Here is a 25995-nt window from a genome sequence, read left to right as displayed (position 1 = left end):
TATGCTTATGACCGGTGCCCAGGCTATTGTCGAGTTCCTGAACAGACAAGGAGTGGATATTGTATTCGGTTATCCCGGCGGCACAATTTTGCCCTTGTATGATGCATTGTATGGTTCGCCTGTCCGTCACGTACTGACGGTGCATGAACAGGGCGCAGCCCATGCTGCTGACGGTTACGCCCGCGCCAGCGGCAAGGTGGGGGTCTGTATCGCTACCTCCGGCCCAGGAGCCACGAATCTGGTAACTGGCTTGGCAGCTGCGTTTATGGATTCCGTCCCGGTAGTGGCGATTACCGGCCAGGTACAAACAAACCTGATTGGCCGGGATGCTTTTCAGGAGATTGATATTACCGGGATTACTATGCCTATCACTAAGCATAACTTTCTGGTTAAGGATATCAGCCGACTGCAGGAAACTCTGCAGCATGCCTTTTGTATTGCCAAGTCCGGCAGGCCCGGCCCCGTACTTGTGGATATACCGCGTGATATACAGACAAACACATATGACTTTGCCGAACTTACGGCCGAGTATCCCCGGCAGCCGCAGATCAGGCAGTCACCTGATTTACCGGCCCTGCTCGCTAAAGCGGCCGAGGCTATCAGCCATGCACAGCGCCCTGTTATTGTTGCCGGCGGCGGCTGTATCAGCGCTAACGCCAGCCAGTCGCTGCGGCAGTTTTCCGAACAATGTGGTTTGCCGGTGGTAACTACCCTGATGGGAATTGGCGCAATGCCCGGCAAGCATCCGAATCTGCTGGGGATGACCGGCCTGCATGGGCTTAAGCAGGCCAATCATGCCGTCCACGCTGCGGATGTTCTGATTGTTACCGGCAGCAGGTTCAATGACCGGGTAACAGGGGACCGGGCCCGGTATGCTGACGGCAAGGTTATTATTCATATTGATATTGACCCGGCTGAGGTGCATAAAAATGTTGATGCCGCGGTGCCGTTAGTGGGCGAGATGAATCATATTCTTACTGTGCTTACGCAGACCGTCCGGCCGGGGGACTTATCCGGCTGGTGGCAAACCATCAGGGATTGGCAGGCCGAGTATGACGCGCCTGCTGCCAGGCAGGACTTCTCCGCTCCCTGGGTGATGAGCGAATTGAATCGTCAGCTAGGTGATAAGGAGGTAATCTATGTTACCGATGTTGGCCAGCACCAGATGTGGGCAGCGCAGGGGCTTGCTGTTAACAGTCCGCGTAGTTTCCTGACCTCAGGCGGTCTGGGGGCAATGGGCTTTGGTTTGCCGGCAGGCTTGGGAGCACAACTTTCCTGTCCGGATAAGCGGGTAATTCATATTGTTGGCGACGGTGCCCTGAAAATGACAGGCTGTGAGTTGTATACTGTGTCGGCAGAGGGTCTACCTATTATTTCCATTGTTGTCAATAACTGCAGCCTGGGGATGGTTAGACAGCTGCAGCATTGTTTCTTCAATAAACGCTACTCGGCCTCCTTGCTGCCTGTGCAGATGGATTTTACCGCCTTTGCCAATGCCTTTGGCATCCCGGCAACGGTAACCAATACTGCAGATGAGTTTTGCTCGGCTCTTGCCAGGGCCTGGGAAAGGCAGGGGCCGTCAATGATTGTTGCTAATATTGCTGCTGAAGACATGGTTTCGCCCATGATTGCCCCGGGTGGGGCAATGGATGCCTATGTTGAGTCGGAATAAACTGCCGCCTTGTTAAAAAAATACAGGATAAGCCAAGAAACAGCTATGAACTCCGTAAATTTATTTTTAGGAGGTCATAGCTGTTTTTGGCTGGCGCTGTCCTTTATTTGCTCAACGGGGAGGCCATTGCAGACAAAACTGTATTGGCAGTGGTATTATATACATATGACTTGTAATATGAAAGGGGATTGTATGTATTTACCGGTTGTACGAGCTGAGAAGCTTGGGAAAACATATGGCGGCTTTCCGGCCCTTAAAGGCATCTCCTTTACCATACATATGGGGCAGTGTTTTGGCTTTCTGGGACATAACGGTGCCGGTAAGACAACGACAATGCGGATGATCTATGGTATGTCTACTGTGGAAGAAGGCCGGCTGTGGCTGTTTGAACAATCCATTAAGCTAACCCCGCCGGCTGTTAAAGGCCGGCTGGGGGTTGTACCGCAAGAGGATAACCTCGACGATGATTTATCTGTTATCGAAAACCTGGAGGTATATGGGGGAATTTATGGTTTAACCCGTACCCAGGCCCGGGCGCGGGGGCAAGAGCTGCTGGAGTTTATGGGGCTGGAAGATAAAGAGCACTGCGCGATTGAGAGTTTATCAGGCGGTCTAAAACGGCGTTTGGTTATTGCCCGGGCGCTTATGAACAGACCGGAGATTGTTATCCTGGATGAGCCAACCACAGGGCTTGATCCTCAGGCCCGGCATTTGGTGTGGCAAAAGTTAAGGAGTCTTAAAGCGGAAGGAGTTACCTTAATCCTGACGACTCACTATATGGAAGAGGCAGTGCAATTATGTGATCAGCTGGTTATTATGCACGAAGGCATTATCCTGGAAGCAGGCAGCCCGGGGGAGTTAATCGGGCGCTGTGTTTTGCCTTTTGTAGTTGAGGTGCATTTGCCGTTGGCCCAGGTGCCTGCAGGTCTGGAAGCCAGGGTTGCGGCCTGGGGCGGTGAAGCAATCAAAGTGGTTGACGGCTTGTTTTTGTATGCTGCTGATGGGGAGGCCCTGTGGCGTTGTTTAGACGGGTGGGGGCTGTCCAGGCAGGCCTGCCTGCTGCGGCCCGCCAATCTTGAAGATGTTTTCTTAAAACTTACCGGCAGGGGGAAAGAAGAGTAATAGCGATGCTAAAGATTTTTGCCCGCCATTTGGCGGTATTCCGTAAGATCTGGTTTGGCAATATTATGTTTAATTTTATTGAGCCGCTGCTGTATCTTACGGCTATGGGCTATGGCTTAGGCGCCTTTGTTCAGAATATTGACGGTCTGTCCTATATTCAGTATATAGCCCCGGGGATGGTGGCTTCGTCGGCAATGTTTGCGGCTTCTTTCGAATGTACCTACGGAAGCTTTATCAGGCTTCATTATCAGAAAACGTTTCAGGCTATGCTGGCGGGGCCGGTGACTGTCCGCGATATAGTTGCCGGCGATATTATGTATGCCACCTTTAAAAGTATGCTGTTCGGGCTGGTTATCTTGAGTGTGATTGCTGTCCTCGGGCAGGTGCAATCCTGGTGGGCAGCCCTTATACCGGTGTTTCTCGTGATCCCTGGCCTGACGTTCTCACTCTTAGCCATATGCTACACAGGCATAACCGACAATATTGACAAATTCAATTATTATGTTACGTTGTTTTTAACACCGTCTTATTTGTTTTCCGGCGTATTTTTTCCCATCCATTCGATGCCGGCATGGGCGCAGGTTGTGGCCTGGTTTAATCCAATCTACCATAGTGTTGAGGTGTGCCGGGCCATGGCCTTGGGAAATATTAACCCCGGCCTGCTGGTGCATGCCGGGGTGCTGTTGGCCGTCGCTGTCATCTTTATGCCCCTTGCCGTCAGATTGCTGACCAAACGGCTGATTGCGTAACTGCGAAAGCTATACGTTAAACCTTTCGACAGTACTGCGCAAATGATTAGCCATGGCGCTCATTTCTTCGGCGCTGGCAGCAATTGTTTCCATGGTGGCGGTTGTTTCCTCAGTGGAGGCCGAAACCATTTCGGCATTGGCCGCCGTTGTTTCAATGCCGGAAGCCACAGTATTAATCAATTTAATTATTTTGTCGGAAGTGGCTACCTCATCTGCCGTGATATTGCCAATACTATCAATATCATTGACTGTGTTATTCACTGCAGTTAGAATATTGTTCAGGGCTTCGCCGGCATGGTTGACGGCTGATACCCCGTATTCTACCTCGGCCCGGCTGTGTTGCGTTGCCGCAACGGCAGCAGCCGTGCTTTCAGCAATCTTTTTAACAAGTTCGGCGACTTCACCGGCCTCATGGTTGGACTGCTCTGCCAGTTTACGAACTTCCTCCGCTACCACGGCAAAGCCCCGGCCTGCTTCACCGGCCCGGGCCGCCTCAATGGCGGCATTCAAAGCCAGCAGGTTTGTTTGGCTGGCAATAGTCGTTATCGTATCAGTCAGCAGGCCGATCTGCTCGGAGTATCTGCTTAACACGGCAATTTGTTCTTCTGTTTCGACTGTCTTATCTTTTATGCCTGACATCCGGGCAACCGCTTCTGATACCGTTTCTGAACCGGCAGTGGCGGTTTTTAGGGTGTTTTTAGAATTGCGGACAGAGGATTCGGCTAGTTTTCTGGCAATTTGAATCATTGATGATAGCTCCAGCAAAACCTTGGAAGTATCCACTACCGCTTTATTGCCGGATTCAGCTTCCTGCGCCACCTCTTGCACGTTGCGTGCCACCTCGGTGGCAGTTGATGATACCTCCTGGCTGGAGGCCGCCAGTTGCTCCGAGGCAGCAGCGAGCTCAATTGCGGCCTGGCGCACGGTGCTGACAATCTTGCGTTGATCCTCGATCATGGTGTTGAAAGCCTGGGTCAAATGTCCAATTTCATCTGTTGAGTCCACATGTTCCTGTACAGTCAGATTTCCATGGCCGACTTCGACTGTCATTGCCTGGAGACGTTTAATCGGATTGACAATCAACCGTGAAAAGAACAGGCCGACAGATAAGGCGAGAATAATTGCGGTAATAACTGCTGCCAGGATGGTTGCTGCGGCGATTTTCGAATCCTGTCTGCCCTGTTCGCTGGCTGCATCGGCCTTGGTATCACTGTAATCAGCGAGCTCTTTAAGCAGAACATTAATGGCATCTAAGTGCTTTAGCGCATTGTGCTCGTAGTTTTCATATGCAGCTTGTTTTTGTCCCGCTATAACCATGCTAAGACTTTGATCACGGGCAGTCCGGTAGGCGCTGAGGGCTTCTTTGAGGTTGCCCAGCCGCTCCTGCTCATAAGTATCCAGCGGGGTTTGCTCATAGACGGTCAGAACTTCATTAAATTCGGCAACCCGCGCGGTAATATCGGCAGCAAGCTGGTTTTCGCGGGCTTTGCCAATATTGGGCAGAAACAACTCGACGATATTTGCTTCAATGGCCCGGGAGTGCGCTCTCATCGCATTTAAATATTTCACCGGCAGTAACCTGTTTGCGTACATGTTGTCTAAACTGTCGCTCAGCTTAGCAGTAAAGTGATAACCAACATATCCGACACAAGTTAAGAAGACAGTGACCAGCAATACTAACCCGATTATTTTTTTGGCAGTTGCGAGATTCTTAATAAACTGCATAATAACCCTCCAAGCTCTTCCGTGCTATATTCTATGTAAAAATAACAGGGGCTGTGATATTTTCCATTATTTTCGACAGACTTGGATATATTTCCTTTAAACTAGGTTGGTTTAATTGGGAAATAATAAACCGCCAGTCTGGAGGAGCCAGTCTGGCGGTTATGTAAATATCCCCGGCTTAGCCGGGGTAATTGTTAACGCGGTCTAAGATAATTTGATTTTTTAAATCTGCTGATTTTGGGCAGGGTGTCTGAGACGAAGGTAACCCGGCCGCAGGTGCGGCAATGGGTTGTACCGTACATAGTGTGGTCCAGGTCTGTTTCCGGACATCCGGTAATTGCATGAGAAAACCAGCGTGTGATAGACATTGTCTCACCCTTTCAATAATGGTATTCTTATTGTACCGTGCGGAAGAAGGGATAGCAATGGACGTGACAGGCCAAAAATGGGAACCGGAGGAAGTGCTGGCTTATTCTGAACTGAGGCATCGTCTAATCTTATGATTTGGCAGGCTAGAATACTGCTTTCAATATTTACCTATAATCTGAAAAAGGAATAGAAGGTGGAGTGATGAAGGCTGACAATCGTCATATTGCGACAGCAACTTTAGTGGGTGCCGCTGCTGGTTTTTTTCTGAGCTATCCTTATCAGCACACTTTTTGGGGCGGGCTGTCAACAAGTGCCTTTAGCGCTGCGCTGGTTGGCGGCCTGGCTGACTGGTATGCTGTAACGGCTTTGTTCAGAAAGCCTTTGCAGATCCCGTACCGTACTGCAATTATTCCGAAAAACCGTGAACGCATTTTAAAAGCAATTATTACTATGGTGGAAGAAGAACTTCTAACCGTCAATAATATTAAAGAAACACTCGGCCAGGTTGGTTTAGCGAAACTGATCATGCATTATGCGGGCCAGGCCGAGGCCAGACAGCAGTTGCATTCTTTAGTAAGCGACCTTGTATTGATGGCCGGTGGCGCTATTGATGCAGGGAAAGCAGCAGACCGGCTTGACTTATTGCTGCAAGAAAACGCGGACAAAATAAAATTTTCGCCTTTGGCCGGCCAAGCTTTGGAATGGTCATTAGCAAGCGGCTTTGTTGAGGAATTAATCGATTTTACGATCGCTGAAATTAAACACATGACTGGTGAGAAGTATATGGCCGATATCATTGCCACGATGTATAGCGGTGCCCTCAGGGACTATGCTGCCAGGCAAAACCAGCGTAAGCTCGCAGGGTGGATATTAGAAAATCTGCTTAGTCTCAATCCGGCCACAGTGGCAGGGCTGATCCAGGAACAAGTGGCAGAGTTTCTGGAAGGTATGCACAGCTATGACCATCCACTGCGCCAGCGTTTGCGCAGCTGGCTTGTTGAGCTTGCCGGCAATCTGCAAACTGATGCCCTATTCAGCCAGCAGGCTGAACAAAAACTAAGGCCACTAGCGGTGAAACTGGCAAAGCGCTTGGGGGAGCAGCAGGCAGCTGAACCGGAAGTCGCCGCCGGCTGGTCCAAGTGGTTAATCCGGCAGGTAATAAAGCTGGCCGATGAACTGACAGATGATGAAAGCCGGCAAAAAAAGGTTGATACGCTGCTGATTGATTATTTTGTTGAATGGGTAGAAAAAAATCAGGGGGAGATTGGGGGCTTTATTGCCAATTGGCTGGCCGGTTTTAGCGATGACGAACTTGTCGACTATATAGAGACAAGAGTAATGAATGATTTGCAAATGATAAGGATTAATGGCTCTATAGTCGGCGGCCTGGTTGGCATCGTCTTATTCCTCGTTATCACTGCTGTTGGGGTGGGACCATGAGGGCCGTCAAAGGGAGGGCCAATCAGGCCCTGGCCGCCGCCGCCGTTTTGTTTGTGGTCTCGCTGGTGCTGGTATATCTGTATCCGGGTAACTGGTGGTACCGGCTGTTATTGACTGTGGCCGAAGCCAGCCTGGCCGGCGGTGTGGCGGACTGGTTCGCCGTAACAGCGTTATTTCGCCGGCCGCTGGGATTCCCTTACCACACTGCGCTTATTCCCCGCAATCGGGAACAGCTTATTGAAGGGTTAGTACAGGCCGTGGAGCAGGACTTTCTTAGCAAACAGTCGATCACTGACAGGCTTATGGAGGCTGCAATTATTAAACAGGTACTGGTCCGGTCGGAAACCATTTCTTTCAAGCCGCTTTTTAAACAAACCGCTGATAAACTTATTTCCGGGCTGCTAATGTCAGTTAATACCGATATTGCTGCTAAATATGCCGCGAGAGTGATTAAGTTTCTTTTGAAGAATCAACCGCTGGCTGAACACTCCGGCGATGCTATTCGTTGGCTTCTGGAACAAGGCAAAGGCCGGCAAGTGTATATAGCAATGATTGATGAGCTTGCTGTACTGGCCCGGTCAGAAAAAACCCGCGACACTATTTTTCTTTATCTGGAACGGGTTAAGCAGAAAACAGCGAAGAAAAACTGGCTGTCGGCAGTGGTGACGGGTTTCATGGAAAGTATAGACGGGATTAACCTGTCAGCTGCGGCTGAGGCCCTACAGCAGGAGCTTATTAAAACGATAGATGAACTTTATGAGGAAGAACATCCTGTTTGGCTTTGGTTTGAAGATCAACTGGCAGAACTGATTGTTAAGCTGGAGACGCCTGAGTGGGAAAACGCGGTTACTGTTTGGCAGAACAGCCTTGTTAACAGGATTTCGCTTGTGGAGCCGCTGCGGGCATTAATCGCGGTTGTGGTGAACGAACTGGGAGTTCCATCGACTTATCGCCATTACCTGACTGGCTGGCTGGCCGATAAGCTGGAAAGCAGCTGGGAAAACTTTAAACAGAATCCTGCTATGCAGAGTCAAGCCGAGGCCTATATCAAGGCACTTCTCAATAAATTGATTGATAATGAGCATCAGCTTGTGGGGACAGTTGCCAGGCAGGCCTTACAGAAGTTATCTGATGAAGACCTTAATCGCTTTATTGAAGAGAAAGCCGGAGAAGACCTGGAGTGGATTCGAATTAACGGTGTTCTTGTCGGCGGGCTGGCCGGACTGGGGCTGGCGATTCTGAAAACACTGCTATAGATGCAATAAAGATACCCCAGCCTGCAGGCTGGGGTATCTTTCATCCTGATAGACACTCATGCCATTACGCTGGCACCAGCAAAGAATGAAAAATGTATTTTTCAGGATAGAAAGGTTAACTTTCCCTGGATAAGGGCAACAGCGGCTTCCGCTTTCGCTCAGGCTCGGCGCAAGCCGCGTTTTCTTTATAAACGCATGGCAGCCTCCGCTGCTAAAGGGGAGCGTTCACATTCTTCCGGCAGCATCGTTAGCTGATAGCAAAGTTTAGAGCCAATCATCTTTTCACCGGCATAACATAAGCCATTGGACTGGCTGTCGAGGAGGGGGTTATCGATTTGTGCCGGATCTCCCAGTAAAATAATCTTAGTTCCCTGTCCGGACCGGGTTAACACCGCTTTGGCCTGACGGGGAGTGGCATTTTGCATTTCGTCGAACATAACCCAGTATCGCTGGAGGGAGCGGCCGCGCTGGTATGCCAGGGCCTCTGTCTGAATAATACCTTTTTCAAACATCATATTGACAGTGTCCTCTGCTTGGGCGACATCTTTATCATCAGCTATTGAACTGCCTGACATTAAAGTAAACAAATTATCTTTTATCGACCGCATATACGGTTCGAGTTTTTCCGCTTCTGTGCCGGGAAGGTAGCCCAGCCCTTCATCAAGCATACAATGAGGCCGGCAGATTAAAATGTGATGGTACTCGCGCGGGCGGCAGTCCATGTGCTTATATAGCCCTACTGCCAGCGAATAAAAAGTTTTGGCTGTGCCGGCTGGGCCTTTAATAATGACAAGCGGCGCCTCTTCCGCACTCATCATTAAGCATTCCTGCATAAATATTTGTCCAACATTTCTTGGGATTACGCCAAAAGGATTCCGGCTGCGGTAACGCAGCTGGACAACTTTCTGGCCGTCAAACCGTCCAAGGGCGGTATGTCTGTCGTTATCTGATGACTTTATTAATAGAAACTGATTGGTAATGAATGCAGCAGGGGCCATGATGCCTGAGTTTTCATCATAGGTGAAAAGCTTGGACGGGTCCAGACAATTAACATCATCGCGGTAAAAATCGTTAATAATCTTGCTCGTCGTATATACTGTTTGGCGGCCGGTATATTGCTGGTCAATTGTGGCGACTTTGTCATTGCGGAAATCTTCCGCCGGAATTTCAAGAATAGCTGCCTTGACCCGCATATTTGTATCCCTGCTGACCAAAATTGCCTGATGGCCGCTTTCCATTAATCCTTTACAGACCTGAAGGATACGGTTATCACCTTTTTCCTTATCCCAGTGCACTGGCATTTCGGTACAGGTGTGGTTGGCCTCAAGCCGTAAAATACCACCAAACTCGTTCAGGGTAACACCCTCTAACAGATTACCTTGCAGCCGGAAATTATCTATAAGTCTGCTGACGTGTCGGCTATGGGCACCACGCTCACTGCTTTCCTTTTTAAACCGGTCAAGTTCTTCGATCACAACCTCCGGGAGTATGACCGTATGCTCGTTGAAGGCAAATAAGGAATTAGGCGAATGAAGCAAAACGTTGGTATCAAGTACATAACATTTTGACATTGACTATGGCCCCCTTAAGTATGACGTAACGCTCTCAGTGTAAAAAGCAATCCCCTTTCTTCAGCTAATAAGGCCGCACTGTTTTGGGCAAACTAGGTGTGCCTATGTTAAATTGTACTTGTGTTACGGCTTAAGTATGTTAGTAATTTGTTAATTAGAGGTTAAATTCCAACCCTGTATCCCAGTCTGCACCACCTAGGAGCCAGAGGCATATATTACAAAGAATTTAATTCAACATTAAAAGCATCCCTAGCCGATAATGTAAGAAAAGACCAAGGCTATGCGTCCTGAAGGACTTTGCGAACGGCAAGTCTTTTCTTATATTGTATGAATAAGAGGGAGGAAAGGTAACCTGATTAGATGAGGTGGCGAAGATGAAGGCGGTTGGTTTGATTGGCGTGGGTCGTATGGGAAAGGTACTCACAGGTAAATTAGCTGGTCATGTCAATCTTAAAATTTTTGACCGCGATGAGAGCAGATTGCTGACAGTTTCCCGGCAAACAGGGGTTGCAGCGGCCGCTAATCTGGAAGAACTGGCCGAATTGGGCACAATTATCCTGGTTGTGCCTGACCGGGAAGTCATAAGTTTAATTAAAGAGTTCAATCAACTGGGAAAGCCGATCAATATGATTAATGTGGCGACTAATGTGACTAAAGACGTGCTGGCTGTAGCTGCTGCTACTCATCTTAGCTACATTGGGGCTAAGTTTGTTGCCCAGGCCAGGGAAATGGCCCAGGGGGCGGAGCCCATTATTATTGTTGACGAGGAGCCAGCCGAACTTGCCGCCCTGGTTCAGGCAATATTTACGCCGGTAGGTAAGATCATCCTTGGTCAGGCGGACTGCGTTGCCTATATTAATACGCAGGCTGCTGAACAGGCTCTGACTGCTGCGGTCTTAATCGAAGAGACCTTGCGCAGCCAACCGTACGCGAGCCCTGATGTAATTAAAAGTGCCATTCGTCAGGTTGCAGCCGGAATAATGAAGGCTTATGCCGATGATGATCTTGGCCCGTTTGCCCGCGAGGTTGTTAGTGCCGTAAGAGCAAAGTTAAGCAAATAACAAGAATAAGAGGGCTATCGGCGAATTTGCCGATAGCCCTCTTCATATCATACTGAATGCCATGAGCCATCAGTGTAAGAACCTTCTGCCGAGAGTGCAGTGAAATGCTAATAAGTGGCCTTTGACCGGCGGCACAGCACGCCTGTACCCAGACTAACGCCTGTGAGTACAAAAAAAAGTGACAGGTAATGCTGCCAAACTAATTGTTCATTTAAAAACAAGGCTGATGCAAAAAGTCCGACGACTGGCTGGCCGTTTAAAAACAGGGAAGCGGTTGAGGCACCGATATGATGAACCCCTGTATTCCATAACAGTGCCCCCAAAGCTGTGCTGAACCAACTGGAGAACAGCAAAACAGCCAGCGGCCAGAAATTCAGCGCCCCCTCATACATCCAGACCGGGTTGGTAAATAAGCCAAGCACCATCAGTGCCGGAGCAGCTAGTACATGACTGTAAGCGGTGATAACCAGCGGCGGAACAAAAGCAGTGCCTTTTTTTACACACAGCGAGCCCAGTACATATGTGAGCATGGCAACGAACATAACACCATCACCGAGAAAGCTGGCGCCGACTGTATCGGCTTTGCCGGAAATAATAAGTAGTATCCCCGCCAGCCCGAACGCGACCCCAAGTAACTTGTTCCTGCTGAGCGGTTCCCGGATAAGCCAGCTGGCCAGCAGGGTGGTTAGCAAGGGATTGAGCGCGAGTATCAGTGTGGCATGTGTAGCACTGGTAGCCTTGATGCCCCAGGACAAGCTAAGCTGATGCAGAAAGATACAGAAAACAGCTACACCGCAGATTGGCCACCAGGCTGTGCGCGGTACAGGCTGCCAGCCACCCTGATACAATATTGCCGGCAGTAAGAAGAGGGCCGCCAATACCATCCGGATACCGGCCAGAGCCAGTGGTGGATAAAAATTAGTCAAGTATTTTATCATGACAACATTGATGCCCCACAGGAAAATGACACCGATGAGCATGCTATAAATACGATAGTTATTCACTGAAATCGCCTAATTTCAATTAGTTTCTTATAATACCGATAGTATCATGAGGAAGAGCTGGAAGCAACAACTAATTCAGCCGCTTCCGTGTTGCGCCCCAATCACGCAATATTCTTACAGCACAGGGTTTCCCGGCCACCACCGGATTTGGCAATTAATCGCCTGCCCAGAGTTGACGCCTGCCATAATCGGGAATAAACTAATAGTTATCTGGCGTATTAGAAATGGGGCGGGTGCTTCGGTTGGATATTCAACAAACCTTTAGAGCCTTAAGACATCGCAATTACCGGCTGTTTTATTTCGGGCACGGCCTGTCGCTGATTGGTACCTGGATGCAGCGAACGGCAACAATCTGGCTGGTATACCGCCTGACCCAGTCGCCGCAAATACTGGGAAATGTCGATTTTGCCGGACAAATTGCCGGCGTTGTGTTAATACCGGTTGCCGGCGTGCTTCTGGACCGTTGGAACAGGTACCGGGTGATACTCTGGACGCAGGTCCTGAGTATGGTGCAGGCATTAACCCTGGCTGCCCTGGTGTTTACCGGTACTGTGGCGGTATGGCACATAGTTATACTAAACACATTGTTAGGTATGATTAACTCTTTTGATATGCCGGCCCGTCAGGCCTTTATTGCCCAGATTGTTGAAGATAAAGAAGACTTGGCTAATGCCATTGCTCTTAATTCAGCGATGTTTAACGGGGCGCGGATTATTGGGCCTTCCATTGCCGGGCTGGCGATTGCCGCTTTCGGGGAAGGGTTATGCTATTTGTTTAACGGACTGAGCTATATCGCCAGCGTGGGGGCACTATTGGCATTGAGGCTGACTGGGCAGCAAGTGATTGCGGCTTCATCTGCTAATATACTATGTGGATTAAAGGAAGGGTGTACTTATACATATCATTGCCTGCCTATCCGGATGGTGCTTTTACTGCTGGCGCTTACAAGCCTGGTGGGCTTTCCGGTTATGCCGCTGATGCCGTTGTTTGCCGGACAGGTTTTAGGGGGCGGCCCGGAGACATTGGGGTGGCTAATGGCTGTTTTTGGTCTGGGGGCTCTTATTGGCACTATTTGTTTGGCAGCCCGTAAGACTGTCGTTGGTATCGAAAAGATGATTGCAGTCAACTCTATTCTCTTTGCCGCAGGACTAATGGCATTTTCCCTGGCCGAGGTATTGTGGCTTTCGCTGCCTATTGCTTTTATCATGGGCTTTGGTCTTATTGCCCAGATGGCTTCAACCAATACAATTATTCAAACCCTGGTAGATGAAGATAAACGGGGCCGTGTTATGAGTTTGTATGTATTGTCCTTTGGCGGAATTACACCGATCGGCAGTTTGCTTGCCGGCCATGCCGCCGGTATCATCGGCACACCGGCTACCTTTTTTATTAGTGGATTGCTGGCATTGGCCGGGGCCATTGTTTTTACCTGGAAATTGCCCTTATGGCGATCAGCGGCACATCCGGTTTATAGAAAAAAAGGACTTTTTTAGGTAATAAAAGAGGAATTTATTATTTGCACATAGAATATAAAAACTAACAAATAATTATTTTTTATAAGTAGTTATTTTATATGAAGGAGGCGCTGTGTTATGTTTCAAAGTATTCAGTTTAAACAATCGCTTTATACCGGTCTTATTATACTCGTGATCTCAGTCCTGCTGTTAGCTGCGAGCAGTTACTTTTTGTTTGAGTATACTGACGGGGTTAATCGCGGCGCAGCTATCCAGGGGGTGGCCGGTCTAAGCCTGGAGCTTGAAGACTGCCGGGAACGCGTCAGTACAGCGGCGGCTCTGGTTGCCGGACGACCGGATATTATGCAGGCGCTTGTTGCCCAGGATCCTGCTGCTGCCATGCGGGCGATTGCAGGCCTGAGCAGTCAGGGCAAGATATCTTTTGTGCAGGTGCTGGATAATCAGGGCCGGAGCATAGCCAGCGATGGCCAGATCATGGCAAGTCAAGCAGCTGTCACAGCAGCTCAGCAAGGCCAGACAGCCGCCTTTTATGAAGCTGTACCAGGCCAGGCTGTTATGAGTATTGCGGTGGTGCCGGTAAAAGACACGGGCGGCAATGCTGCCGGGGCTGTAGTGGCGGGAACTGTTGTTTCCGAGGATGTATTTGTTGATCGGGTAAAAGCGGTACATAAAGTCGATACTACTATTTTTGCCGGCGATGTGAGGGTAGCCACCACAGTTGAGCAAGACGGCAAAAGGGTCGTTGGTACTAAACTGGATAGTAATATTGCCACGACAGTGTTAAATAATAATATGCCGTTTACCGGCAATGCTAATATTTTGGGGATGCCTTATGTTACTTATTATCAGCCGCTGCTGGGCAGTGACCAAAAGCCGGTTGGGGTTCTCTTTGCCGGTAAATCAGAGGTTGAGGCGGTTGCTGTGCGTAATAAGAGCCTGCTCACTATGGGCGCAGTCGGGCTAGTGATCTTTGTTATCGGTATTATCTTCTCGGCCTGGGTTGCACGGAAGCTGACCAAACCACTGCAAGAACTGGCAGGCTTGATGCAATATGTCGGTCAGGGTGATTTGACAGTCAGGGCTGAGGTGAAGTCGCAGGACGAGATTGGCAGGTTAACGCAATCGTTCAATATTATGATTGCTAACCAGGGGGAGCTTGTGGGGGCGGTAATGAGGGCCAGCCAGGAGATTGCTTCGGCCTCCGAACACCTGGCGGCTTCGAGTGAAGAGATGAGTTCGACGGTTAATGAGGTCGCCGGTAGTATCGGCAAGGTGGCAGGCAACTCGCAAGCAGGAGAATCAGCTGCTGAAAAAGCAGCCCAGGTTCTTGTCCAGCTGGCGTCGCTGATTTCATTAGCGAAAGAAAGGGCTATGTCGGCTCAAGACGTTTCGGCTACGGCTTCTCAGGCGGCTGCCAACGGGCAGTCCACCGTAGCGGGGACAATTGCCGGTATTACGGCGATGCAGTCGAAAATCTTAGAAACAGAAGAGCTTATTGGCAAATTGAATGATTATTCCAGTCAAATCGGTGTGATTACCGAAACCATAACCGGTATTGCGGCTCAGACTAATCTCCTGGCATTAAACGCTGCGATTGAAGCGGCCCGGGCCGGCGAAGCCGGGCGTGGTTTTGCGGTTGTGGCTGAAGAGGTACGTAAGCTTGCCGAACAATCAAGCAAAGGGGCGCAGGATGTAGGGGCTCTCTTAAGTAAGGTAACCGACAGCACAACGCTGGCGGTAGCGGCTGCGCAACAAAGCCGGGCAGGCATGGAACAGGTAGTAAGGTCCACAGATGCCGCCAGCTCGGCATTAGAGAGCATTTTGGCAGCGGCAGGTGCAACAGTTACAGATATTAACCAGATTATGCAAGTGGCTGATGAGGAGGTTGCTACCTCCAACCAGATTGTTGCGTTGATTGGCAATTTGACCCAGGGCTTGCAAGCGACAGCCGGATTAAGTAAAGATGTGGCTACTGCCGCCGAGCAGACGGCGGCTGCTGTCGAAACAGTGGCTGCCAGTGCGGAAGAGTTAACAAGTATGGCGGCTGAGTTAAAAGAAATGGTTGTGCGGTTTAAGGTATAGCAGATGAAAGCCGATGGTTTCGTGGCCATCGGCTTCCGTTTTCGCCCCAGACTCGGCGCAAGCCGTGTTTTCTTTACCCCGTCAGAATTTATAAAAATCCAAAGGCTATGATCTAAGGGATAGAAAAAACTTAGCTTCTGCCGGCGCCTTCAAGGACTTGGCACAAGCCAAGTTTTTTCTTAAGTTTACATACCGTCGCTGTAACCAAAGTATAGGCTTTGCATATTATGTAGTGTAAGTGCATTTTCACTTTGCGGCAATTATCCCTAATACGCAGGAGCGAAATTAGCTTGGAAGAGTGAGCGGTAAAGGAGGAGGATTAGGTGTCAAATATAAAAAAACCTTATTGGGAGCCCCCCGAGATTGATGACTGGGACGATGAGGAAGACGAGTGGGAGGAAAACGACAAGATAAGGGAAGACAGACAGGTACTGCCTTTTATTCTGGGCTTAGGTTTAGGCTTCGGTTTTGGCTGTTCCCCGCGGCGCAATTGCTATCCGCGGTATGGCTGCTATCCACGCCAAGGCTGCCGGCCACGCCAAGGCTGCTACCCCTGGCGCCAGTGTTATCCACGTCCCTGCTATCCTCTATAACTATTAGCACGCCAAGGCTTCCTTTGCAGGGAGCCTGTTTTTATAATCAGAAAGTAAGCGATTTCTAATTATTAAGCAGCCATGGACTTGGTTTGGCAATATAATAACCTTGAGAAAAATCAATATTATATTGCTGGACTTTGGTAAATACTGATTTAGAGTGGACAAATTCGGCAACTGTTTTAATACCCATGTCTTGCGCAAAGGCTACAATGCTTTTAACAATAGATTGTGAATTGACATCCTGATCAATATTTTTAATCAGCGAGGCGTCAATTTTTAAATAGTCGAAGTCCAGCGACAGTACATAAGCAAAATTGGAATAACCTGATCCAAAGTCATCAACAGCCAGTTTGCAGCCGGATTTTTTTAGGGACTTTAAAAATTGTCCAGCGGCAGTGTGGGTTTCCAGGCTATGATTCTCCAATACTTCAAAGGCCACTTTATGGTTTATTTTGTATTTCTCCAGATGTTCCTGAATCATAGCAGTTGTCTGCGGATCAAGCATATCTTCCACATCAAGGTTGATAGATATTTCGTTTGGCAGATCTTTGAACAGGTAAAAGGATTTTTCAATCATGGCTTTCGTAATGGCCGGGTATTGCCTGGTAGCTTTGGCAATATCAATAAACTGCTGGGGGGCAATAATTTTTCCCCGGTTATCGGCTAGCCGCGCCAGCACTTCATAATGGGGGCTATTAGGTTCCCTGTGGTTATATATTGGTTGAAAATAAGGGATAATACGGTCATTTTTGATGGCTTCCTGGAGTAATTTTGCCCATTTAATATTATCCTGATAGCGGGCATCAATGCCATCTGTTTCCCGAAAAAACAGATAAGGTCTGCGTTCCGCTCGGGCTTCCCGCAGGGCGATGTCGGCCTTAATAACCAATCTTTTCGGATCGGCGCTGGCAGCAAAGGCGATACCGGTAGTTACCCGCAACAAAACTTCCTGGTGATTGCTGGAAAAACGGGTAGTCTGGAGCGTTAAGGCAATATGTTTAGCCAGCCGTTCAAAGTCATCGAGAATCATAGGCAGATTAAGCGTGGACTGCGCATCAAGAAAGATAGCGTATTCATCAGCATGCATTTTATAAAGTGTATAGTCTGAACTAGGCAAAATATCCAATAAAAGCCGGGCCAGGCTTACGAGGATGAAATCGCCTTCGCTATAACCGTAAAAGTTATTTATTTGTTCAAAGTCGTCAATGTTAATCAGGGCTACAACAGGGATTTTAGATTTGGCAACATCCCTGAGTAAGCGTAAGCGGTTGGGGAGGCTGGTCAGCGTATCGGTATAGAGCAGCCGGACAAGCTGACTCTCCTGTTCTTTCAGGGCGCGCGTGTGTTCGGCAACTTTTTTTTCTAATTTTTTATTCATCACGACAAGCTCATCCTCAAGGCGCTTCCGTTCAGTAATATCTTTTATGCAGGTAATAATACCGGTTAATTCGCGCGCCTGATTTAATAATGGCGTAGCCGTTAGTATGCAATCTCTTTCATCACCGGCCTTATTTTTTAAAGTTATATCACAATCGAACCGTTGTAAGGATTCTACAATGTACAGCAGCGGGCAGGACGGAGTCTGGCACCGTGGATTTGGCGTTAATGCATAGCATTTTTTTCCGATGGCTTGTTCACGGGTGAAACCGGTCAGCGCAGTAAAAGCATTATTTACTCTGAGGATAGTGAAATCACGGGCAATTACACACATGCCGTCAGCGGCCGAATTAAATATCTGATGAAATTCGTCGAAGTTGGAATCTAATTGATTCACACCCGGATGTACCTCCTAAATATACTTATGTAATTTTATCATAACACTGCTGGGATTTTGACTATATAGGACTTTGGTCCTGGGAGAAATCGCATTCCCGGCAGGAGTTGCTGCCCGTGCTGTTGAAAATAGCAGCATTACGATTTTGCGAGGTTATTTATGATTTATATTAATGGGTTGATAAAAAAATTCGGTGAACGCATAGCCGTGAATAATCTAAGCCTGGAGATTAAGCAGGGAGAAACTTTTGGTTTGTTGGGGCCTAACGGGGCAGGCAAAACTACGACAATCCGGACTCTGACTATGCTCACCCGGCCGACAGCGGGGCATATAACGATTAATGGCTGGCAGCTGCCGCAGGATGAACTGGCCGTTAAATCTGTGATTGGTGTTGTGCCTCAGCACTTAAACCTTGACATTGACCTGACGGCTAAGGAAAACCTTGACTTGCATGGGCGGCTGCACCATATGCCCCGTTCTGTAAGGGAACAGCGAATCAAGGAGTTGCTTGACTATGTCGAGCTTACAGCGCGCGGCAATGATATGGTAAATACTTTTTCCGGCGGTATGAAACGGCGGCTGATGATCGCCCGGGCCTTGCTGCATAGCCCCCAGGTTTTATTTCTGGACGAACCGACTGTAGGGCTGGACCCTCAGGTAAGAAGGCGACTGTGGGATCTTATCCGCCGTATGAATGCCGATGGCTTGACTGTGCTTTTGACCACGCACTATATTGAAGAGGCTGAAAATCTCTGTCAGCGTGTCGCTATTATGGAAAAGGGGCGGTTAATTGCGCTCAACAGCCCGAAAGCGCTGTGTGAACGGTTAGGCAACTATGTAGTGGAGTGGACTGATAGTGAGGGGACGCAGTATCGCTTCTTTACCGGCCGGGCTGAAGCGGCAACCTTTGCCGGCACTTTGGCGACAAACGCAACGCTGCGTCATACTAATCTGGAAGATGTATTTGTTGAGTTGACTGGCAGGCGTGTCAGCGCGTAAGGGAGTAGAGACGATGGAAGCAGCAGGGAAAATTATGCAGGCCCTTGCCGCCGCCGGTCATGCTGTATATATAGTAGGCGGTGCAGTGAGGGATATATTGCGCGGGGTCGAACCTGCCGACATTGATTTGGCTACCAATGCGATGCCGGCGGAGATTGTGGCTGTTGCCATGAGTCAAGGCTGGCGGACTGTCACCGTGGGCGCGGCTTTTGGGGTAGTCATGGTAGTCATTGGTGAGCGGAGCTATGAGATAGCGACCTTTCGCTGCGAACGTTATGGCACTGACAGCCACCGGCCGGAAAGTGTTGCTTTCGGGGTAGGTCTGGCTGAGGATCTGGCCAGGCGGGACTTTACAATTAACGCAATGGCGATGAGTGCTGACGGTAGGGTTATTGATTTATTCAGGGGACGGCAGGATCTTACGGACCGGCTGATCCGGACAGTTGGCAATCCGCATACCCGGTTTGCCGAGGACGGTTTGCGGATGTTCCGGGCTGCCCGTTTTGCCGCGCGTTTGGGTTTTGCCGTCGAAACGGCAACAATGGCTGCCATTTCAATAAATTTGGGTCGGGTGAATGGGTTATCTGTGGAGCGCGTGCGGTGTGAAATAGAAAAAACACTGTTAGCTGAATTTCCCGGCCAAGGGTTGGAAGTGCTGCAAACAACCGGCCTGCTGGGAACTACCTGCCAGGCCAAAGAACAGGGGCAGATCTCTAGTGTGCCTGTTCTGCCGGAACTGGAACATTTGCGCGGTTTGCCGCAAAACCCGAAATATCATGTGTATGATGCCTGGCGTCATACGCTGGAAACTGTGGCCCTGACACCGCCGGAGCTAACCCTGCGCTGGAGTGCGCTCTTGCATGATGTTGCTAAAGGCTGGCCGGGAGTGCGTACTTTGAACCGGGCCGGGCAGCCGTCTGATCCTGGACACGACCAGGCCGGTTCGCTGGCAGCGCTGTCGATTTTATCCAGGTTGAGGGTCGAGCGCCGGATAGCCGATAGAGTAGTGTGGCTTGTCCGCCGGCATCTGGTTTTGCCGGTAGCAGAGCGTAAAGCTGTGTTGAAATGGCTTAAACGTCTAGCCGCTGATTTTAAAAGCAGCAGTCAGTTTACTGCTGCCTTGGCCCAGTTATTCAGCTTGCATCAGGCTGACCGGCTGGCAGGCCATACCCAGCCGGATATGGCGGGGCTGAAAGGCCTGCAAGAATTTGCCGGCCAGCTTGTGCAGGAGGTGCCGTTTTTTCCGTCCCAGCTAAAGCTGCGTGGTCAGGAAATTGCGGCCGCCATTGGCGCTGGTCCTGGTGTAGGCTGCTTTCAGCAGAATTTGTTAGAACGGATTCAGGCCGGACAGCTAAGTAATACCCGTAATGCGCTTGTTGCTGCCCTTGATGCCCGTGCCAGACGGATAATAAAAAGAATGTAGCCTTATCGTGGCCTAGCGGCGGCTAAGCTGCCCTTATTCAGGTCCGGGTTTTGCAGGGGCTGCACAGAATAGAAACAGCTGTGATTTTTCAGAGTTTTTGACCTGAATACACTTGACTGTGGATGGCGTATCATGTATAATCGAAAACAAGTTAAATTGCTTAACATGATGAACAGGAAGTTAATTGGTTACAATCTTCAGAGAGCCGGCGGCTGGTGTGAGTTGGCGTGAGTAACTGTTGATTCCGCCTGGAAGTGGCTGATGATGAATCTGACGGGTGCGCCCGGTATAGCGGCAAAAGTTGGCCGAAAGGCAATTTGGGTGGCAACGCGGGAAATAGCTCTCGTCCCTGTATGGGGATGAGGGATTTTTTATTTTTAGGCAAAACTGTCTTAGTGTCTTGACCATGTTATATTTTAGTTTTAGGGCGAGACAAAATGGCAAAGGGCAAGGAAGCACCGACGACGCATACTGGAAGGGGTCTGCTAGGAGGGGCTGACGCCGCCATTGGTCATTTTGGCCGTCATCAAACGAAAAAGATAATGTGGTCAAGACACTAGGCCTGAGAAATATTTGTCTTGCTTCATTGTATAAGGGGCGAGATTTTTATGAGGTGGATTTATGGAAAAGAACTGTAAACGGGTATATAATTTTAATGCCGGGCCGGCAGCCTTGCCGCTTACAGCCCTGCAAAAAGCCCAGGCAGAACTGCTTAATTTCAACGATACCGGTATGTCGGTTATGGAACTGAGCCACCGCAGCCCAGAGTATGAGGCCGTCCATAATCGGGCCATTGAGTTGTTAAAAGAGCTTCTGGCCATTCCGGCAGACTATGAGGTGTTATTTCTGCAAGGCGGTGCCAGTCTCCAATTTGCTATGGTGCCGCTTAATTTTTTGACAGCAGGAGCAAAAGCCGGTTATGTCCTGACCGGTGTCTGGTCTGAAAAAGCATATGCAGAAGCGGAACGGCTGGGGGCGGTATTTGTTGCTGCTTCCGCCAAAGCAGGAAATTACTGTAAGATACCGGCCCTGGAAGAGATACAATATGCTGCCGAAACAGCCTATTTGCATATTACTTCCAACAATACCATTTTTGGTACAGCCTGGCAGGAATTCCCTGATACCGGAGCCGTACCGCTCATAGCCGACATGTCAAGTGATATTCTGTCCAAACCGTTTGACGTCAGCAAGTTTTCCCTTATTTATGCCGGGGCCCAGAAGAACCTGGGACCTTCCGGTGTGACGGTGGTTATTATCCGCCGTGGCTTATTGGCAAAAGCCAATGAAAATATACCGACAATGCTTCGGTACGGAATCTATGCCAAAAATAACTCATTGTATAATACGCCGCCCACTTTTAGTATTTATATGATAAAACTGATGCTGGAATGGATTAAGGAGCAGGGCGGGGCAGCTGCCCTTTATCAACAGAATCAGCGGAAGGCGGCACTCATTTATGATGCCATCGATGAGAGCAATGGCTTTTATCTTGGTCATGCACAGCCGGCTGCGCGCTCATTAATGAATATTACATTCCGTTTGGCCAATGAAGCTTTGGAAAAGAAGTTTCTTGAGGCAGCCAAGGGGCATGGCTTTGTTGGCTTAGCCGGGCATCGTTCTGTGGGCGGCTGCCGGGCCTCTGCCTATAATGCCGTTCCTTACGAAGCGTGCCAGGCATTACGTGAATTTATGCTGGCTTTCTACAAAGAATATGCATAGCAGGCAGCTGCAAATGAGCTAAAAGCAGAGTTTAAGGAGGAAAACATGGCAGTTACCCGATTTATATTAGTCCGGCATGGCGAAACAACCTGGAATAAAGAAGGGCGCTATCAGGGCCAGATTGATACACCGCTCACCGCATTCGGGCGGGAGCAGGGCCAGCTGGCAGCTCAGGCCCTTAAGGATATTCCCATCGATATTTGTTATGCAAGCCCCCTGTCCCGGGCTGTGGATACAGCCATGATGTGCGTTGCTGCCCATGGCTTAGCCGTCAAGACCGACAGCAGGCTGCTGGAGATTAACCATGGTGAATGGGAAGGACTCCTAAGTGACGATGTCGGCAAAACATATCCCGAACTGCTGGCCCTATGGAAGAGTACTGTAGTAGGTGTTACCATGCCCGGAGAGGGCGGGGAGAATATTACGGCTGTTCGTGACCGGTCCATGGCCGCGTTTCGGGATTTTGCCGCTTGGCATGAGGGGCAAACCGTGCTCGTGGTGGCTCATGATGCGGTCAACAAGGCTGTATTGTGTGACATAATGGACATTGATTTATCCCATTTCTGGCAGATCAAACAGGATAATACCTGTATTAATGTGTTTGAATATCAGGCGGGAAAGTGGCGGCTGGTGCTCCTGAATTCAACGACGCATCTGGGCTTTTTATATAGTGGAATTGAACAAAAAGGTTTATAATAATAGTATCGGTCTTCTAGGTGCCAATAACCGCAGCTTAGGAGACCGATTTTCTTGCCCTATAATCGGTGGTTAGTCATGTCAGGCAACTGACATTGAATTTTTGCAATAATAGCAGGTGTTAACAATTTGAACGCGAACATTATATAGTAATTAATAGTGATTCGATTTTGTGCATCAAAAGGAGCTGTTACCATGGATAAAGAAACAGGTTGCAATGTTGAAGCTTGTGCTGCTTGCGACTGCGGTTGCACAAGCTGCGGTGGTGCCGAGGACAATAATTTTAGCGGGCGGATGCAAGAACTTTACCAACAGGGCCAAACGGCAGCGATGCTTGCGGAGTGTACGCAAGAACTTGCCAGCAATCCGTCTAATAGTGAAGCTTATTTCTGGCGTGGTGTTGTAGCCGCTGTTACCAGCGACTTTGAACAGGCGCTTGCTGATTATACCAAAGCAATCGAACTTAATGCCGATGAGGCTTCCTATTACTCTTACCGCGGGAGCGCTTATGCAATGCTTGATGACATTAAAAATGCCGTTTTGGATTATTCAAAAGCAATGCTTTACAATCCTCAGGACTGGGTTAATTATGCTAACCGTGGTGTATTATATCTTAATAACGGCATGACCGAACATGCGATTGATGATTTTAATAAAGCGATTGAACTCGAACCGGAAGACCTGGGCTCCTATTTACACCGGGGCGATGCCTATGTTGCCCGCAATTTGTTTTCCGTAGCTATTGCCGATTATAGTAAGGTCGTGGAAAAGTTTCCTGAAGAAACCGAGGCCCTGCTAAAGCGGGGGCAGGCTTATTATGAGCTGAGCTTATATGACGAAGCCCTGGCTGATTATAATAAAGTGATTGAACTGGAACCGGAAAATATTCAGGCTATCGCCATACGCGCCTCGGTATATTTGGGCCAGGGAAAATTGATTGAGGCAATTGCCGATTTTACCCGGACCATTGAACTTGACCCTACCGATGCCAGACCCTATTTTTTCCGGGGAATAGCCTATGCGGCTCAGCAGTCGTATGACCAAGCGATCGCTGATTTTACCAGGTCAGCCGAACTGAATCCCAATAATGCCCTGGCTTATCATAACAAAGCCCTTTGCTGTGAAATACAAAAACAGGATAATGAGGCAATTGTTGCTTACCAGAATTTCTTGAAACTTGCTAATCCGGCGGCACCGGAAGCTGCTCACGCCCGGGAGCGTTTGCAGGCACTGGGGGCCGATACGGGCGGAAATCAGATCCAATAGGAGGTAAAGGTGTTTATGGATAAACGGCGTTTAGGACGTACCGGGCTAATGGTTACTCCCATTAGTTTCGGGGCGTTACCTGTACAGCGGTGTACCATGGCCGAGGCAAATCAGGTGCTGAATACAGCCTTGAATGCTGGCATTAACTTTTTGGATACTGCCAGGGCTTATACCGACAGTGAAGAAAAGATTGGGGTATGTATAGCAAATCGCCGCCATGAATATTATTTGGCGACGAAAAGTATGGCCAGGACGAAAGCCGCCATGGCCACTGATATCGAGATCAGCCTTGCTACTATGAAGACCGAATATATTGACTTGTATCAGCTTCATAATGTCAAATCAGAAGCGGACTGGAATACGGCCATGGCTCCCGGTGGTGCACTGGAAGCTATAAAGGAGGCGCAGGCAGCCGGCAAAATTGGCCATATCGGTATAACCGGGCATAATATGGACATGCTGGTAAGAGCCGTTAAGACTGGTGAATTCAGCACAGTTCAGGTGCCTTTCAACTGTGTTGAGCAGGGGGCTTTGCCGGAACTGATACCGCTGGCGCAAGCCATGGATGTGGGCATTATAGTTATGAAACCATTAGGCGGCGGCATGATCTCAGAGGTTGAACTGGCGTTGCGGTTTGTTCTTCAACATGACGGACTGGTGGCAATTCCCGGTATGGACCAAATAGAACATCTGGAGCAAAATTTGGCGCCAACCAAAAATTTTAAGCCGTTAAATGCGGAAGAAACGGCTATATTGGCGGCCGAAGCGGCGGCATTAGGGCCTGTTTTCTGTCGCCGCTGTGGCTATTGTATGCCCTGTGTGGCAGGAATTGACATCCCGTCTACGTTTATTTTTCATCATCAATATACAAGATATAATATGAAAAATGTAATCCCTATGCGGTATAAAGGCCTTGAGGCCAAAGCCTCTGCCTGCATTGAATGCGGTGAGTGTGAAAGCCGTTGTCCGTATAATTTGCCGATTCGCAGCCGCATGAAACAGGTGGCCCAGGACCTCGGGTAGAGATACAAGGAGGAAACTATGGCTGAAGAAACCAAAATTGACATTGCTGTTATTGGCGGCGGCCCGGCCGGACTGTCCGCCGCTCTGACAGGACGCATCCGTAATAAAAAGATTGCCTTATTTGAACACCTCGATTTTAGCCAAAAGCTGCAGAAAGCCCATTTAGTGGATAACTACCTGGGAGTGCCGGCAATAACCGGCAAAGGGCTTATGCAACATTTTTCCGGACATGCGCTGGCTCATGGTCCGGTGTTGATTAAGGAAAAGGTGATTAATGTATTTCCGGGTGAGGGTTTGTTTACTTTACTCACACCTAAAACCACCTATGAGGCCAAGGCTGTTATTTTTGCTACCGGTGTGGTTAGTACGCTGCTGTTTGAGGGGGAGCGCGACCTGCTTGGTCGGGGGGTAAGCTACTGTGCCACCTGTGACGGACGAATGTTTGAGGGACGGGACGTAGCCGTTATCTCTTATACCCAGGAGGGTGAGAATGAAACAGCTTTTTTGGGAGAAATTTGCCGTAATGTATACTTTTTGCCCCAGTATAAGGGGGATTTTGGCCATATGCGTTCCCCGGTAACCGTATTGTCAGCCAAGCCAAAGGCTATCAGCGGCGATGGTCAGGTAGAAAAGCTGATTACTGATAAAGAAGAACTAAAAGTACATGGTGTTTTTATCATGCGCCAGTCCGATCCGGTTGAAAATCTGCTGCCAGGCCTGGAACTTGATGGGGAAGTGATTAAAGTAAACCGGGATCTGTCGACAAATATCCCCGGGGTATTTGCTGCCGGTGACTGTACCGGTAAACCCTGGCAGATTGCCAAAGCAACCGGTGAAGGCCTGGTAGCAGTGCTAAGCGCAATTACCTATATCGATAAACAAGGTAAATAAAAGAACGAGACTGTTTGGCCCGCTGGTAATGATTGGGGATAACCCAGTCCGGTCACTAGCAAGCGTGGCTCAGTCTCGTTTT

The 25995-nt window shown here is 49.1% G+C and carries 20 protein-coding genes; 16 read left to right on the top strand and 4 right to left on the bottom strand.

The annotated features are described in order from the left end of the window. The first annotated feature begins 7 nt into the window (after positions 1-7). From ilvB to ACZ481_RS25190, 3 genes are all read left to right on the top strand, one after another. The gene (ilvB, locus tag ACZ481_RS25200; protein WP_464770691.1) at positions 8-1672 is read left to right on the top strand and encodes a biosynthetic-type acetolactate synthase large subunit; all 1665 of its coding nucleotides are present in this window, start codon (positions 8-10) and stop codon (positions 1670-1672) included. Positions 1673-1864: 192 nt separating this feature from the next. Then, the gene (locus ACZ481_RS25195) at positions 1865-2794 is read left to right on the top strand and encodes an ABC transporter ATP-binding protein (protein WP_464768089.1); all 930 of its coding nucleotides are present in this window, start codon (positions 1865-1867) and stop codon (positions 2792-2794) included. Positions 2795-2799: 5 nt separating this feature from the next. Beyond that, entirely contained in the window at positions 2800-3543 is a 744-nt protein-coding gene (locus ACZ481_RS25190) for an ABC transporter permease (RefSeq protein WP_464768088.1), read from the top strand. Between the two features lie 9 nt (positions 3544-3552). Here the strand turns inward: ACZ481_RS25190 and ACZ481_RS25185 are convergent, their stop codons facing one another. Further along, complete coding sequence (locus ACZ481_RS25185; RefSeq protein WP_464768087.1) at positions 3553-5268, bottom strand: methyl-accepting chemotaxis protein; 1716 nt, start codon at positions 5266-5268, stop codon at positions 3553-3555. 570 nt (positions 5269-5838) lie between these two features. Here ACZ481_RS25185 and ACZ481_RS25180 point away from each other — a divergent pair. Then, on the top strand, positions 5839-7077 hold the full coding sequence (locus ACZ481_RS25180; protein WP_464768086.1) for a DUF445 domain-containing protein: 1239 nt from the start codon (positions 5839-5841) through the stop codon (positions 7075-7077). Beyond that, entirely contained in the window at positions 7074-8333 is a 1260-nt protein-coding gene (locus ACZ481_RS25175) for a DUF445 family protein (RefSeq protein ID WP_464768085.1), read from the top strand. The genes ACZ481_RS25180 and ACZ481_RS25175 overlap by 4 nt, the downstream gene beginning before the upstream one ends. A 185-nt stretch (positions 8334-8518) precedes the next feature. Here the strand turns inward: ACZ481_RS25175 and ACZ481_RS25170 are convergent, their stop codons facing one another. Further along, complete coding sequence (locus ACZ481_RS25170; RefSeq protein WP_464768084.1) at positions 8519-9904, bottom strand: PhoH family protein; 1386 nt, start codon at positions 9902-9904, stop codon at positions 8519-8521. 374 nt (positions 9905-10278) lie between these two features. Here ACZ481_RS25170 and ACZ481_RS25165 point away from each other — a divergent pair, with 374 nt between their 5' ends. Beyond that, positions 10279-10965 carry an NAD(P)-binding domain-containing protein gene (locus ACZ481_RS25165; RefSeq protein ID WP_464768083.1) on the top strand — a complete coding sequence of 229 codons (687 nt, stop codon included), beginning with the start codon at positions 10279-10281 and terminating at the stop codon, positions 10963-10965. 107 nt (positions 10966-11072) lie between these two features. On the opposite strand, the gene ACZ481_RS25160 is transcribed toward ACZ481_RS25165, so the two are convergent. Next, positions 11073-11969 (bottom strand): DMT family transporter, encoded by an 897-nt coding sequence (locus ACZ481_RS25160; RefSeq protein ID WP_464768082.1) that lies wholly within the window; start codon positions 11967-11969, stop codon positions 11073-11075. Positions 11970-12211: 242 nt separating this feature from the next. Between ACZ481_RS25160 and ACZ481_RS25155 the strand changes: the two genes are divergently transcribed. The 3 genes from ACZ481_RS25155 (at position 12212) to ACZ481_RS25145 (ending at position 16119) form a co-directional block, all read left to right on the top strand. Continuing rightward, on the top strand, positions 12212-13462 hold the full coding sequence (locus tag ACZ481_RS25155) for an MFS transporter (protein WP_464768081.1): 1251 nt from the start codon (positions 12212-12214) through the stop codon (positions 13460-13462). Between the two features lie 99 nt (positions 13463-13561). Next, positions 13562-15526, top strand: a complete 1965-nt coding sequence (locus ACZ481_RS25150; protein WP_464768080.1) for a methyl-accepting chemotaxis protein — start codon at positions 13562-13564, stop codon at positions 15524-15526. 323 nt (positions 15527-15849) lie between these two features. Then, positions 15850-16119, top strand: a complete 270-nt coding sequence (locus ACZ481_RS25145) for a hypothetical protein (protein WP_464768079.1) — start codon at positions 15850-15852, stop codon at positions 16117-16119. A 64-nt stretch (positions 16120-16183) separates the two neighbouring features. Here the strand turns inward: ACZ481_RS25145 and ACZ481_RS25140 are convergent, their stop codons facing one another. Beyond that, positions 16184-17896, bottom strand: a complete 1713-nt coding sequence (locus ACZ481_RS25140) for a bifunctional diguanylate cyclase/phosphodiesterase (RefSeq protein WP_464768078.1) — start codon at positions 17894-17896, stop codon at positions 16184-16186. Between the two features lie 159 nt (positions 17897-18055). On the opposite strand from ACZ481_RS25140, the gene ACZ481_RS25135 reads away from it, so the two are divergent. The 7 genes from ACZ481_RS25135 to ACZ481_RS25105 all read left to right on the top strand — a co-directional run bounded on the left by ACZ481_RS25135 (position 18056) and on the right by ACZ481_RS25105 (position 25913). Continuing rightward, positions 18056-18895, top strand: coding sequence for an ABC transporter ATP-binding protein (locus tag ACZ481_RS25135; RefSeq protein ID WP_464768077.1), 840 nt, complete (start codon positions 18056-18058; stop codon positions 18893-18895). A gap of 13 nt (positions 18896-18908) precedes the next feature. Beyond that, complete coding sequence (locus tag ACZ481_RS25130) at positions 18909-20318, top strand: CCA tRNA nucleotidyltransferase (protein ID WP_464768076.1); 1410 nt, start codon at positions 18909-18911, stop codon at positions 20316-20318. Positions 20319-20939: 621 nt separating this feature from the next. Next, positions 20940-22037 (top strand): 3-phosphoserine/phosphohydroxythreonine transaminase, encoded by a 1098-nt coding sequence (serC, locus tag ACZ481_RS25125; RefSeq protein ID WP_464768075.1) that lies wholly within the window; start codon positions 20940-20942, stop codon positions 22035-22037. Positions 22038-22082: 45 nt separating this feature from the next. Beyond that, on the top strand, positions 22083-22733 hold the full coding sequence (locus tag ACZ481_RS25120) for a histidine phosphatase family protein (protein ID WP_464768074.1): 651 nt from the start codon (positions 22083-22085) through the stop codon (positions 22731-22733). A 195-nt stretch (positions 22734-22928) separates the two neighbouring features. Then, a complete protein-coding gene (locus ACZ481_RS25115; protein ID WP_464768073.1) occupies positions 22929-23999 on the top strand; it encodes a tetratricopeptide repeat protein in 1071 nt (356 codons plus the stop codon). 15 nt (positions 24000-24014) lie between these two features. Beyond that, a complete protein-coding gene (locus tag ACZ481_RS25110; protein WP_464768072.1) occupies positions 24015-25022 on the top strand; it encodes an aldo/keto reductase in 1008 nt (335 codons plus the stop codon). An 18-nt stretch (positions 25023-25040) separates the two neighbouring features. Further along, positions 25041-25913, top strand: a complete 873-nt coding sequence (locus tag ACZ481_RS25105) for an NAD(P)/FAD-dependent oxidoreductase (RefSeq protein ID WP_464768071.1) — start codon at positions 25041-25043, stop codon at positions 25911-25913. The last annotated feature ends 82 nt before the right edge of the window (positions 25914-25995 follow it).

It is taken from the genome of Sporomusa intestinalis (assembly GCF_055383785.1).
Note: the sequence above shows the minus strand (reverse complement) of the source record. Positions and strands in the feature narration are given on the sequence as shown.